The organism is Xenorhabdus kozodoii, from assembly GCF_002632875.1.
Taxonomy (GTDB): Bacteria; Pseudomonadota; Gammaproteobacteria; order Enterobacterales; family Enterobacteriaceae; genus Xenorhabdus; species Xenorhabdus kozodoii.
The window spans coordinates 242,256-255,409 of sequence record NZ_NJCX01000001.1 but is presented as its reverse complement, the minus strand read 5'-3'; the positions used below and the strand labels follow the sequence as shown (position 1 = coordinate 255,409).

At 40.2% G+C, this 13,154-nt stretch carries 12 protein-coding genes and 1 riboswitch; of the genes, 4 read left to right on the top strand and 8 right to left on the bottom strand.

Annotation, left to right across the window (positions count from 1 at the left end):
* The first annotated feature begins 355 nt into the window (after positions 1-355).
* Complete coding sequence (fbaB, locus tag Xkoz_RS01100) at positions 356-1,405, top strand: class I fructose-bisphosphate aldolase (RefSeq protein ID WP_099140359.1); 1,050 nt, start codon at positions 356-358, stop codon at positions 1,403-1,405.
* Positions 1,406-1,464: 59 nt separating this feature from the next.
* Here fbaB and thiD read toward each other — a convergent pair whose 3' ends face one another.
* The 4 genes from thiD to mgrB all read right to left on the bottom strand — a co-directional run bounded on the left by thiD (position 1,465) and on the right by mgrB (position 5,276).
* Positions 1,465-2,265 (bottom strand): bifunctional hydroxymethylpyrimidine kinase/phosphomethylpyrimidine kinase, encoded by an 801-nt coding sequence (thiD, locus tag Xkoz_RS01095; RefSeq protein WP_208615192.1) that lies wholly within the window; start codon positions 2,263-2,265, stop codon positions 1,465-1,467.
* A 41-nt stretch (positions 2,266-2,306) separates the two neighbouring features.
* A riboswitch (TPP riboswitch) is annotated at positions 2,307-2,399 on the bottom strand.
* Between the two features lie 124 nt (positions 2,400-2,523).
* Positions 2,524-2,733: a transcription antiterminator/RNA stability regulator CspE gene (gene cspE, locus Xkoz_RS01090; RefSeq protein WP_099140357.1), complete on the bottom strand. Its 210-nt coding sequence runs from the start codon at positions 2,731-2,733 to the stop codon at positions 2,524-2,526.
* Between the two features lie 704 nt (positions 2,734-3,437).
* Positions 3,438-4,802, bottom strand: a complete 1,365-nt coding sequence (locus Xkoz_RS01085) for an amino acid permease (RefSeq protein ID WP_099140356.1) — start codon at positions 4,800-4,802, stop codon at positions 3,438-3,440.
* A gap of 309 nt (positions 4,803-5,111) precedes the next feature.
* Positions 5,112-5,276, bottom strand: coding sequence for a PhoP/PhoQ regulatory lipoprotein MgrB (gene mgrB / locus Xkoz_RS26505; RefSeq protein ID WP_479688395.1), 165 nt, complete (start codon positions 5,274-5,276; stop codon positions 5,112-5,114).
* Between the two features lie 196 nt (positions 5,277-5,472).
* Here mgrB and Xkoz_RS01075 point away from each other — a divergent pair, with 196 nt between their 5' ends.
* Positions 5,473-5,859, top strand: a complete 387-nt coding sequence (locus Xkoz_RS01075; protein WP_099140421.1) for a helix-turn-helix domain-containing protein — start codon at positions 5,473-5,475, stop codon at positions 5,857-5,859.
* Between the two features lie 100 nt (positions 5,860-5,959).
* Here the strand turns inward: Xkoz_RS01075 and Xkoz_RS01070 are convergent, their stop codons facing one another.
* Positions 5,960-6,790, bottom strand: a complete 831-nt coding sequence (locus tag Xkoz_RS01070) for an N-acetylmuramoyl-L-alanine amidase (RefSeq protein WP_244183366.1) — start codon at positions 6,788-6,790, stop codon at positions 5,960-5,962.
* Positions 6,791-7,002: 212 nt separating this feature from the next.
* Positions 7,003-8,457, bottom strand: a complete 1,455-nt coding sequence (locus tag Xkoz_RS01065) for an alanine/glycine:cation symporter family protein (RefSeq protein ID WP_099140353.1) — start codon at positions 8,455-8,457, stop codon at positions 7,003-7,005.
* A 1,398-nt stretch (positions 8,458-9,855) separates the two neighbouring features.
* Between Xkoz_RS01065 and Xkoz_RS01055 the strand changes: the two genes are divergently transcribed.
* Both Xkoz_RS01055 and Xkoz_RS01050 read left to right on the top strand, forming a co-directional pair.
* Complete coding sequence (locus tag Xkoz_RS01055) at positions 9,856-10,290, top strand: PliI family lysozyme inhibitor of I-type lysozyme (protein ID WP_244183365.1); 435 nt, start codon at positions 9,856-9,858, stop codon at positions 10,288-10,290.
* Between the two features lie 133 nt (positions 10,291-10,423).
* Positions 10,424-10,795, top strand: a complete 372-nt coding sequence (locus Xkoz_RS01050) for a hypothetical protein (protein ID WP_099140351.1) — start codon at positions 10,424-10,426, stop codon at positions 10,793-10,795.
* Between the two features lie 116 nt (positions 10,796-10,911).
* On the opposite strand, the gene Xkoz_RS01045 is transcribed toward Xkoz_RS01050, so the two are convergent.
* On the bottom strand, positions 10,912-11,265 hold the full coding sequence (locus Xkoz_RS01045; RefSeq protein ID WP_244183360.1) for a putative signal transducing protein: 354 nt from the start codon (positions 11,263-11,265) through the stop codon (positions 10,912-10,914).
* Between the two features lie 633 nt (positions 11,266-11,898).
* Positions 11,899-13,152, bottom strand: a complete 1,254-nt coding sequence (icd, locus tag Xkoz_RS01040; RefSeq protein ID WP_099140349.1) for an NADP-dependent isocitrate dehydrogenase — start codon at positions 13,150-13,152, stop codon at positions 11,899-11,901.
* Positions 13,153-13,154 lie beyond the last annotated feature (2 nt).

Genomic DNA, 13,154 nt, shown 5'->3' with positions numbered 1-13,154 from the left:
TAAATTAATTTATGTTTATCGTTCCAGATTGGTCATTTATTAAACCTCAATGAGCCACCTTTTTTACAGTAATCCCCAAAACCCCCCTCTTGATAAATATCAAGAGGATTTATTCAGTTTAATGAAGGAAATTTTGAGAAAAAATAATCCAAATTATCCAATTATTGAACGACGCCAATATTTATCACTGCATCAGATCCATATTATTTCACTTTATTGCTATACAAAATGGTGAAATTTTAGCGAGATTTGTCTTAACTGAAGCGATCCACTGCGGCTTCCCTCTCCACTTGCCTTGTGATCAAAGTAAATATAAATAACAATCAGTAGCGCCTTTTGCAAACTGGAGTTAATCATGACTGATATCGTTAAGTTGTTAGGAAAAGACGCAGAGAGTTTATTGCAACATCAGTGCAATACCATTCCACGTGAAAATCTCTATCTCCCAGGTACAGATTTCGTCGATAGAGTAATGCTCGAAAATAATCGTCCTAATACTGTGCTTCGTTCCATGCAAACCTTGCTGGATCATGGACGTCTGGCAGGTACGGGTTATCTCTCTATTTTGCCAGTCGATCAGGGGGTTGAACATTCAGCCAGCGCTTCTTTTGCCGCTAATCCTCTCTATTTTGATCCCAAAAATATCGTTGAACTGGCGATTGAGGCAGGCTGTAACTGTGTTGCTTCAACTTACGGTGTTTTGGCCTCGGTTTCTCGCCGTTATGCTCATAAGATCCCGTTTCTGGTTAAGCTCAATCACAATGAGACTTTGACCTATCCCGCCCAATATGATCAAACGTTGTATGCCAGTGTCGAGCAGGCATTTAACATGGGCGCAGTTGCGGTAGGCGCAACAATCTATTACGGCTCTCCCGAATCACGTCGCCAAATAGAAGAAATTTCAGCCGCCTTTGAACGCGCCCACGAACTCGGTATGGTTACTGTGTTATGGGCTTATTTGCGTAATCCTGCTTTCAAGAAAGAGGGAGTCGATTACCATACCAGTGCCGATTTAACCGGACAGGCGAATCATCTGGCAGCCACGATTGGTGCCGATATTGTTAAACAAAAAATGGCTGAAAATAATGGTGGCTATACTGCCATTAAATTCGGGCATACGGATAACCGTGTCTATAGCAAATTAACCACTGAACATCCGATTGATCTCGTTCGCTATCAAATTGCCAACTGTTATATGGGACGCGCGGGATTAATTAATTCTGGTGGCGCTTCTGGAAACAATGATTTAAGTGATTCTGTCCGCACCGCTGTTATCAACAAACGGGCGGGAGGAATGGGCTTGATCCTTGGCCGCAAGGCGTTCAAAAAATCGATGAAAGAGGGTGTTGAGTTAATTCACTCCGTACAGGATGTTTATCTCGATAAGAAAGTGACTATCGCTTAGTTCACTACTTCCAAGATGGGGATCGCGGTATCCCCATTCTTCAAAAGCAATTTTATTTCTCACCACCATTGATGAAAATGGTGGACAGGCCCAATACCATGACCGACTTGCAAACTGTCTGCGTGTGTCAGTGCATTTTGTAAGTAGGTTTTGGCAACCGGTAACGTGCTTTGCCAATCAGAATAACGCGGGCGCAATGCAGCAAGGGCTGCGGATAAAGTACACCCCGTCCCATGTGTATGCCGGGTATTTACTCTGGGAGCGGTAAAACGCCACTCCCCTTCCGAGGTAAAAAGCCAATCTGGGCTTTCCTCATTATCCAAATGCCCCCCCTTCAATAAAACTGCCTGGCACCCCATTGAACGTAATGCTCTCCCTTGACGTATCATTTCATCTTCGGTATCAGCAAGATCACATTCCAACATGGCTGCCGCTTCCGGTAAATTGGGGGTGATCAAAGAGACGTTCGGCAGTAACTGCTCTACCATTGCGGTCATGGCCTCTGGCGATAACAAAGGATCACCACTTTTCGCTACCATGACGGTATCCAACACAACGTAAGGAATGGGATAACGCTGCAACGACTGCGCTATTACAGCGATATTAGACGCATTCGACAACATACCAATTTTGGCACTGTCTATCCTGACATCTGAAAGCACTGATTCTAGCTGAGCAGCGACAAAGAGGGGATCAATCTCATAGACCGATTGTACGCCCAACGTATTTTGCGCAACCAAGGCAGTGATCACTGTCGTACCATAGGCGCCAAGTGCGGAAAAAGTTTTTAAATCGGCTTGAATGCCGGCACCACCGCTAGGATCCGTTCCTGCGATAGTCAAGGAGTTAATTCTCATGATGGTTATTCCTACCACCAGCTAAAGAAAAGCGGGTATCGGAATAAGTGATACCATGACTTCCCTACGCTGGCATTATCCAGATCAGGTCATACGGGTACTTCTCAGTTCAATAAAGAACGCCCCGAGTCAAAATAAAAATCACTCTATTAGTACCCCAATAGAGTGATTTTTGCAATAGGTTATCGTTAGATAATAAAACTTAGCTAACGATAAATATATTTAGCCAGTAATCAAATACCAGCCAAATTAAATTTATTACTATAAAGTTGTGACGTTTGCAGCAGCAGGACCTTTAGGGCCATCCTGAATTTCAAACTCAACTCGTTGGCCTTCGGACAATGTTTTAAACCCATCTTTCATAATTGCAGAAAAATGTACAAATACATCTTTGCTACCATTATTCGGAGTAATAAAACCAAAACCTTTAGACTCGTTGAACCACTTCACAGTACCAGTGATTTTTGCCATTTCAAAAATTTCCTTTGAATCACTTTATTCGCCTATTGGCATGAAAATAAACAAACCAGTATTAGTTACTGTTATTTATTAACAGAACCGTACTTCGTTTACCCATGTGTTTTATCACATACTCTTTATATAATCGCAAGCCATTTTTTTCAGGTGCCGGAGCCAACGCACATATTTAAAATCCTTAATTCCCATTCCAATTTGAAATTACCTAATAACTTTTAAACAACATAACCTCATGAATTAATGTAAAAATAAAAATTAACCCAAAGAAATATCTTTAATAAGCCTAATATATAATACTGTTTTTCATATCTGTTATTGCGTAGACCAGAGAGTTATCGTTATAAAAAACTCATTTTAAGTAACTAAAAAAATTATGGCTAATTTCATCTTATTCTTTTTGAACATACAATATAGTTATTTTACATGTAACCAGACTACTTTTTGTTTATCTTTTATTAAATATTATTCAATTATAATATTTATGAGCCATTTTTTTCTATTCCTCCATTTAATTGCCCTCATACGATCAACTGGCTTCATAAAGTACCTGGCAGCACATACGACTATAGGCGTTTGCGCGTTTTATCTGGCTAACCTGGTTTAGGGTTGTCTGTGTTATTCGTACTGACAAAAGTCATCAGTCGGGTATTATACCCGACTGAAAAAATAGGGATGGAATGAATTAACGATGAGTCGGGTTATCTATTGGATTTCTTTGAGTTAGCAATCAAATAACCAACCCATAAGACAGCAACCCAAAATGGCATCAAGATAACTGAAATACGAATTGGTGGCATCGTCAAAATGATGACGAGAATGAACGCCAGAAATGCCAAACACAGGTAGTTCCCATATGGATACCAAAATGCCTGAAATTTCGTCTTGATACCTTCTCTATTTTTGGCGGCACGGAATTTCAAATGAGCACAACAAATCATGATCCAGTTAATGACCAGAGTGGTTACCACTAATGCCATCAACAGCTCAAATGCCTTACCGGGTATAACGTAGTTAATCAATACGCCAATGGATGTTGCCAGTGCTGATAAACCAATAGACAAGACAGGTACATTGCGTTTGTTAACTTTTGTGAGTGCTCGAGGTGCATTACCTTGTTTCGCCAAACCATATAGCATCCGACTATTACAATACACTCCACTGTTATAAACAGATAATGCTGCTGTTAATACGACCACATTTAGGATATTCGCTACCCAGAAATTATCCAGATCATGGAAAATCAGCACAAATGGGCTACCGCCTTCTACCACTTTCGTCCACGGATACAGAGACAGTAAGATAGCTAATGAACCGATATAAAATATCAAGATGCGATAAACAACCTGGTTGGTTGCTTTTGGGATATTTTTCTCAGGATTTTCCGCTTCGGCTGCGGTAATCCCCACCATTTCCAGGCCACCAAATGAAAACATGATCACGGCCAACGCCATGATCAAGCCAGAAATCCCATTTGGCATAAAGCCGCCATGTTGCCATAAGTTGGTGATACTTGCCTCTGGGCCACCATGACCGCTAATCAGTAAATAGCATCCAAAGAGAATCATCCCGACGATGGCACTGACTTTAATGATAGAGAACCAAAATTCGGTTTCACCATATAGCCGTACATTAATTAGATTGATCAAATTGATAAGTACAAAGAATATTGCAGCAGAAATCCAGGTGGGGACTTCCGGCCACCAATATTGGATATACATACCAACCGCCGTTAACTCTGCCATTCCAACTAAAATAAACATTGCCCAGTAATTCCAGCCTGATAGAAAACCGGCAAAATTTCCCCAGTACTTATAAGCAAAATGACTAAATGAACCTGCTACTGGCTCTTCAACAACCATTTCGCCCAGTTGACGCATAATTAAAAATGCAATAAATCCACCGAGTGCATATCCGAGGAGCACTGAAGGACCTGCCATTTGAATGGTTTGGGCAATACCCAAAAATAACCCTGTGCCTACTGCACCGCCGAGGGCAATAAGCTGAATATGCCTGTTCTTTAAACCTCGCTTAAGCGTAGGTTGTTGTTCTTGTTGTTCTGCCATCTAGTCCTCTTTTTACGATGCTTAGAACCCATCTCATTAAAAGCTGTTTTATTTGTTGTTTTGAACCTATTTACCTGAATAGAACCAGAAATTCTCCTGCTCTTCTCGATTGGTGTAAATTTTGTCGAGTCAAAATTTCTTCAACACGATTTCCTCAACATAATTACTCCAACATATTGTTGTAATTGAGTTATGTGTTAACTTAACGCATATTGAGTTGGTCAATTCTTATCAGGTGGATGTTACAAAGAATGAATACAGCAAGTGTATGTTAACACACATGCAGGCAGAATAATGGTTGATTAAATATCAAAAAGGCAAGTATCGGGTGATAGAACAAACACCTAATTCGAATACATCATTACCTTGGTCACAATGTACATCCAGCGCTAACAAATACAAAAACAAAAACAAAAACAAAAACAAACATATCAATATCGAGCACAGAGTTAAAAGGATTTTTTTAGTGTTCAATGAGATAGCCTCAGAATTATTTCATTATTGTTAACTTTATAATAAAATATTATAGAGAGTTATCACAATGATAGCGTGATGATAGGGTATTAAAGTTTTTTGTCTAATCACTTCGCTCTCTATTTAATGGTGAGTTTTGTCATCTTGAAAAGAAGTTGTGTATACTTCACCAACCTTCAACCAATTTAAAATTGTAATGGCACAAGATAACCACTTAGCACTTGTATGCGCACTGAGTAAATGGATAGAAAACCATCTTGGCCGTGTCATTCATCTTGAAGAGCTTGCTGCTTACTCCGGCTATTCACTTTGGCACATGCAGAAAATATTCAAGGAAGTTACCGGCATATCTCTTGGGAAGTACATCCGCCAACGACGTTTGGCTGGCGCTGTTTCTCTGTTGAGGAATAGTTCTTTGCCTATTTTTGACATTGCTCTGGATTTCGGCTTCGGTTCTCAATCCCATTTCACCTATATGTTTCGTAAGGAGTATGGCATTACACCGTATGATTTTCGCCAGAGTACAGATATTGAACTTGAAGTTAAACTTCCACTCCATCTAACTTACGACTGCGAATCATGAAACCTGGCATCGTTAGCGGCTACACATCACAGCCGCTATACCTCAACCCATATTCACTTTTGGGATAACACGACTCCTTTCCATACATTTCCAATAGTTATTATTGATATTTTTCGACCAATGCCAGCGCTATCGCTTCCGTTTCTGCATCGGGAATACCACTAATATCTGACGGACGAAAATGCATCTGAAATGCCTGAATCGTTTTATGGGTGGCACTGTCCAAAACGCCCGTTTGAGGGATACTATAGCCATAAAGTGCCAGTGCTTTCTGAACAGATATTACTGATGCAGGCATACCCGGTGCCCTACCGGCCAAATATCTATTGACTGTTGCCTGATCAGGCCAGGCGCCAATTCCTTGTTCATAAAGCTCACGCCACGGAAAAATAGGCCCAGGATCTGCTTTTCTCAGCGGGGCAATATCGCTATGACCAACAACATTCACAGCCTGAATTTTATGCCTGTGAATAATATCTTTTGCCAATCGGATCACTGCATCGATTTGTGATGGATGATATGGGCACCATACTTTTTTAATGAACTCTTGCTTAAATCCGCAATTAACAATTTCAATACCAATAGAATAGCGGTTTAAACTCTGGTATCCATTCCACCCACTCTTTCCCGCATGCCATGCCCTTTCCTTTTCTGAAACCAGTTGGAAGATAATCGGCTCTTCATCCTTATGCCTCGGTCGCGAAGGAATCAGGTAATGGGTACTCACCCGGCCTCCCGTTAATTCCCGCAAAGATTTTTTATCATCCAACGCGGTATAGTGAAGAACCAGAAACTTGATTGAGTCAATGTATTGCTTAGTCGAGTAAGGGTAGGAACGGTCAACAATATAACCGCCCCTATCTTCTTGTTCAGGGGAATAAGAACAACCAATCAACAGCGTGATAAATATACATATTATTAATCGTTTTATCATGATCGGTCAGCTATTTTATGGAAAGAGAAAATATTGTGATGATTATAGGTTAGATGAAACGAAAAGAGATGTGGCGTTTTTTACTTATCACTCTGTTTTTCAGAACAAATAAAAGCCAGCTATTCGCGGAACGGGCGAATAGCTGGCCACATGAGTCATCTTCTGTTACTAACGATGTTATATAGATAGACTACATAGACAATTCAGTCTCAGCAATTGCTCTTCTCACAGTTATGTGGTGCATCGTTATCCCAAATACCTTTTTCAACTTGATGTTTGATCTCTGGGTAGCTATTAATATTGAATGCAGGCAATTTCCCTGATTTTCTCTGCTGGTTATAATCTTTTGCCAGCCTCATTGCGATACCGGACAACAGAAGTATAGCGATCAAGTTAACAATAGCCATGCATGCCATTGACAGGTTAGCCATGTTCCAAACCAGAGGGACTTCTGCCAACGTCCCAAACATCACCATACCCAACGAAGCCAACCGCAAAATGAATAGACCAGCAGTGTGGTTACGCTCCAGGAATATCATGTTGCTTTCAGCATAAGCGTAATTGGCGATAATCGATGTAAAGGCAAAGAAGAAAATAGCAATCGCAACGAACATTGTTCCCCAATGCCCAACAGCAGATGACAATGCTCGCTGGGTCAATTCAATTCCGCTGATAGCCGTGACATTTTCGTTGAGAACACCGGAAGAAAGGATAATAACAGCCGTTGCACTACAGATAACGATGGTATCCATAAATACCCCCAACATCTGTACATACCCCTGAGAGGCTGGATGTGGTGGATATGGAGAAGCTGATGCTGCTGCATTTGGCGCAGAACCCATTCCCGCTTCATTCGAAAACAACCCACGTTGAACGCCCTGAGTCATTGCCTGAGAAATACCATAGCCTAATGTTCCTGCTATCGCTTCCTGAAGTCCAAAAGCACTCTTAATAACTAATGCAAATACCGCTGGGATACGTTCAATATTGTGACCAACAACCCAAAGTGCCAGTATGAAATAAGCAATCGCCATAAACGGCACAACAAGTTCCGCGACTTTGGCGATAGAGCGCAACCCGCCAAAAATAATGACGCCACAGATAATGACTAATACGATACCGACATAAAGTGGTTTGATATTAAAGGCAAAGGCAGCCGCTTCCGCAATTGAGTTTGCCTGCACAGCATTAAATACAAGACCAAACGCGATAATAAGGAAAAATGAAAACAAAATTCCCATCCATCGCTTCTTCAACCCTTTCTCCATATAGTAGGCCGGGCCACCGCGATAATTTCCCTGATCGTCTTTCGTCTTGTACAACTGGGCAAGCGTACTTTCTACAAAGGCAGTCGCCATACCAATAAATGCCACTACCCACATCCAGAAAATAGCCCCTGGACCACCGGCTGTAATTGCAATGGCAACCCCGGCTAAGTTACCGGTTCCTACACGAGCTGCCAGACTGGTACATAAAGCCTGAAAAGATGAAATACCAGAATCATCTGATTTATTACTATTTTTCAGAATTGAGAACATGTGGCCAAAATGGCGAAGTTGTATAAAACCAGAACACAGTGTGAAGTAAAGACCAGCCCCAAGAAGCAGGTATATCAGTACATAGTCCCAAAGAATGTTGTTAATGAAGTTAATCAGATCCGTCAAGATATTTTCCCCTTACTAATTAGCAAACATTAGCTGACCATAATGCCGGATTCGGCGAAATTTTATTGTGATTAATTCCTTTTATAATTAACAAGTAACTAAGTCTGTATACGAAAAATACAGAGATACAAGCCATCAAAGCGGAAAGAATGTAACACAATATTTATTTCAATGGGTAACTTTTAATGAAATTTTTACATTTACTTTAGCGTTATTGAACGTTTATCTTGATGCTCATAAACGCTTTATTCCTTATTCCAAGCCATTCAGGTGTATTTTCAGAACAAAAAATGCACGCCAATATTCTTCCTATATATAAGCAAGAAACATAAACAAATTAACAATTGAACTCAAAATACGAAACCTGCTGGCAACCAAAATACAACCTATCAAAAACAGCGTCAATCCAATATTGACGCTAATGGCTACATAGAGAGCATCTGTTAATTAGACGTTATTGATATTATGCCAAGCAAACAGTATGTAAAACAAATTTGAATAATCACACACTGTCATATCACTAATGTAGCAATAATCCAATTCATTAAAAAAAATGGGGTAATTACAAAATTTAATATTGAAATTTCCAATATTTACAAAAACATATATCAATATTTCACTTAAAATGAGATTATTAAATTTTAATACTGTGATAGTTGGAAAATGCCATCATTGCATATTAAAATTTTCAGTTGTTATTTTTACAGTAGGAAACAACAATAACAGGTTAGTAAGATATTAATAATCCACTATCTGGTCATCAGATAATCTGAAAGTGAGGTTATAATTGATGTTAGAGCGAAAAAGAAAGAATCCCGCAGACAACATACTGCCCAAGAGAGTTTATAGAGGAAAATCAAAGTATGAATATCATCCTGCTACAGGCGGTTCAATCTCTATCTGCTGTTTGAGCTCACCAGTCTCTGTTGTCTGGAAAGAGTATAATAAGATTGTGGAAAAAATAGCAAAAAACAGTACGTAGAGCCTAATATATGTCGAAGTTAATAAAAACGGGAGTCATCACTCCCGTTGATAATAATATGATAACCACTCTCTGAATAAGATCCCATAATCACAACAAAAAACCCCCTGTATTATAAAATGTTATTTTATTATATCGCATAAAAATCGCTATTCCGCCCAATAACACCAATAAGAAATACTAATACTTTTTTGCAAGCTCCCGCTGTGCGGGAGATATAAACACTTTCATTGGCTTGCAAACTGCAACTTGAAGTTGGATTGGTATAAATGGGCATTGAGCTGAAAATATACTCTTCCTCAATTCGTGCTACGATATAAATCACCCTATACATTTGTTAAATCAAGACAGTAAACAACGGAGCATTACTTATGCGTATAAGTAACATTTTGAAAATTGCTGCAATTTCTACTCTAATGACGCTATTGTTATCAACACCTGTTAGCGCAAGAGAAGGAAAATTAATTAAATTGCCTGATAAACGATTTGCTGTCCTGTCCATTGGTGATCTGGAAAGCGAATCAATTGGCAGTTATTCCATTGCCGTTTTTAAAGATAAAGATCTCTCGGACTTTGAAACCGGCGGCGTCTTTGAACGTGATGGTTCCGTGTTTGAAGATAATGGTACGCCAAGGATAACATTTGCCGATATTGATGGTGATGGCTCCAAAGAACTCATAGTTTCCAAACTCACAGCAGGTTCGGGGAATTATCTTGAAGTTGATGCACTCAAAATTACTCAGAAAAATGTCAAACTTCTCACCCGCATCTACATAAACGGCAATAATGACCCAGTAAGATCACTGCGTGCTGTATGTAAAAGAGGAAAATGCACAGCGCAGAATCCTTAATCACTCTCTCTTTACTTAAACCATTACCCGCTGAGTTTCGGCGCAAGCGTTGGAATTATATACTATTGTTAATGATGTCATTCCTGTTAAAGTTATTACCACTATCATGGTATAGTCGATTCAAGAGGAAATTATGAAACACCTTTTATTGCCGATTTTCCTTACCTCATTCTTCTCATATGCCGCACACGCTAATGTCGATAAAACCGCGGAAACTTATTGTGATTTGTTCGGGAAAGCCTCCGTAGAAGCCTTTAAAACCCACGACTCACCCGACGTGATAGCCCAAAAGGCATTCAATGAATTAAGCAGCAAGGGATTTGATCTTAAAGAGATCCATAGCAATCAGGATGAATTTATTGCGTCTATCAAACAAACCGTCACCGAAGTCAGAAAAAATAAACAAGCCTTCCCCAGCACTCGCCATTTTGACGAATCCCTGGTTAAATCAGTTGAAGCATGCAAAGTACAAACAAAGCAGGCTTTATCTAACAGCCCAAAATAAGCACCTGTAGAGCGACCAACTTACGTTGTCGCTCTATTTTATTCGCCTTTTGACCATTTAATTCATTTTTAGTCGCTAACAGTTTCATAACGATGAGATTAAAGCGAAACATAAATTCAGCTTTTTAGCGGCAACGCTATGCCAAAGATTAAAAACAACAAAAGTACTAAAACTGTATCTATTAGTGCAGAAGAATGATATTGAAACGATGAGTTTTTCTTATTGGCCTGATTAGGTTCATCTTTATCTAAAGAAAACTGATTATCTTCAATTTCAGTCAGTATCGCTTTTGCGTGCGCGATATCCGATTGGTGGACAAGAAGTTTAACTCCACCAAATGCCTGGGAATACATATAGTTATTCCATACAATGTCTTCATCCATCACTACCGCATAAATACCTTCTGATAACATTCTGCCCAGGACAATATGGGCATCTATTGGCGATAGAAAATTTGCCAATAATTGCATATTTCCTCTCTGAAGATTGCTATTCCACATAGGCACCTCATGATCAGATGATTTGTCAATCAGTATAACTTAATAATCATATTATCCCTCCAGAAAGGGCCCTACGATTTTTAATCGTTATTCAAGTATTTTTGCTTATAAAACAGACCAGTTAAAAACACCACACTATGATACTGATAACCGGAGATATCCTTGTATAATCTAAAATCCTCACTCAGCATATTTTCAGTAAAATTGCACCCATTTTCTACATAATGTTCCCAAGTATGATTGTTCATACACGATGAACGAACAACTCCCATATACGCCTTCACAAGAATTCCGGGTAGAAAAAGGGATAATTGTTAACTTCTGTCCATGCCTCAATATGCTGGGCAAGTTGTGCAGGGTTGCAATACTGATCATCTATCTTAACATGTGATATGCCATTCTCGTGGCCAAACCCATGACAAGCAATTGTTAAGCGATTTTTACCTAATGTTTTCCTATTCGGTTCTCCGAATACATAACCGTCTGGATAGACACAACATAGTCTCATTAAAGGCTCGACGTTCAGACTTACGCTGCGGTGCGCGGTGAAAATAAAACAACGGGAACCATTAAGATCCCGTTATATATCCCAATCAGCAATTATTACATATGAGAAATAATCGCATCGCCGAACTCACTACATTTCAGCAATTTAGCGCCTTCCATCAGACGCTCAAAATCGTAAGTCACGGTCTTCGCAGCAATTGCGCCTTCCACTCCCTTAACGATCAGATCTGCGGCTTCAAACCAGCCCATATGGCGCAACATCATTTCAGCGGAAAGGATCACAGAGCCAGGGTTGACTTTATCCTGACCTGCATACTTAGGCGCAGTTCCATGTGTTGCTTCGAACAATGCGCACTCGTCACCAATGTTTGCACCTGGGGCAATACCGATACCACCAACCTGTGCAGCCAGAGCATCAGAGATATAGTCACCGTTCAGGTTCATACAAGCAATAACATCATACTCTGCTGGACGCAGCAGGATCTGTTGCAAGAAAGCATCTGCAATCACATCTTTGATGATGATATCTTTGCCATTTTTTGGATTCTTGATCTTAACCCATGGGCCGCCATCCAGCAGTTCTCCGCCAAAGTCAGTGCGAGCCAGTTCATAACCCCAGTCTTTGAAAGCGCCTTCAGTGAATTTCATGATATTGCCTTTATGAACCAGCGTGACTGATTCACGGTCATTATCAATGGCATATTCAATCGCAGCGCGTACTAAACGTTTAGTGCCTTCTTCTGAGCAAGGTTTTATACCAATACCACACTGTTGAGGGAAACGGATTTTATTAACACCCATTTCATCCTGTAGGAATTTAATCACTTTGTCCGCTTCTGCTGAACCGGCTTTCCACTCAATGCCCGCATAAATATCTTCAGCGTTTTCACGGAAAATAACCATATCGGTCAGTTCAGGATGCTTAACAGGGCTTGGCGTGCCTTGATAGTAACGAACCGGACGCAGGCAGACATACAGGTCCAATTGCTGACGCAGTGCTACGTTCAGCGAACGGATACCCCCGCCTACTGGCGTCGTCAGAGGGCCTTTGATTGCAACACGGTATTCACGGATCAAATCCAACGTTTCGTCTGGCAACCAAACATCTTTGCCATAGACATGCGTGGATTTTTCACCTGTGTAGATTTCCATCCAGGAAATTTCGCGCTCACCGCTGTACGCTTTCTGAACCGCAGCATCAACAACTTTTAGCATGACCGGCGTAACATCAACACCAATGCCATCCCCTTCGATATAAGGGATAATCGGGTTATTCGGAACATTTAATTTACCTTTGACATCAATAGTAATTTTTTTACCTTCCGCCGGAACAACTACTTTGCTTTCCATTA

Bases quoted from the DNA above. Each gene is read 5' to 3' on its own strand.
- fbaB (WP_099140359.1), top strand. From the start codon at position 356: ATGACTGATATCGTTAAGTTGTTAGGAAAAGACGCAGAGAGTTTATTG.
- cspE (WP_099140357.1), bottom strand. From the start codon at position 2,733: ATGGCAAAAATCACTGGTACTGTGAAGTGGTTCAACGAGTCTAAAGGT.
- Xkoz_RS01085 (WP_099140356.1), bottom strand. From the start codon at position 4,802: ATGGCAGAACAACAAGAACAACAACCTACGCTTAAGCGAGGTTTAAAG.
- Xkoz_RS01075 (WP_099140421.1), top strand. From the start codon at position 5,473: ATGGCACAAGATAACCACTTAGCACTTGTATGCGCACTGAGTAAATGG.
- Xkoz_RS01055 (WP_244183365.1), top strand. From the start codon at position 9,856: ATGACGCTATTGTTATCAACACCTGTTAGCGCAAGAGAAGGAAAATTA.
- Xkoz_RS01050 (WP_099140351.1), top strand. From the start codon at position 10,424: ATGAAACACCTTTTATTGCCGATTTTCCTTACCTCATTCTTCTCATAT.
- Xkoz_RS01045 (WP_244183360.1), bottom strand. From the start codon at position 11,265: ATGCAATTATTGGCAAATTTTCTATCGCCAATAGATGCCCATATTGTC.
- icd (WP_099140349.1), bottom strand. From the start codon at position 13,152: ATGGAAAGCAAAGTAGTTGTTCCGGCGGAAGGTAAAAAAATTACTATT.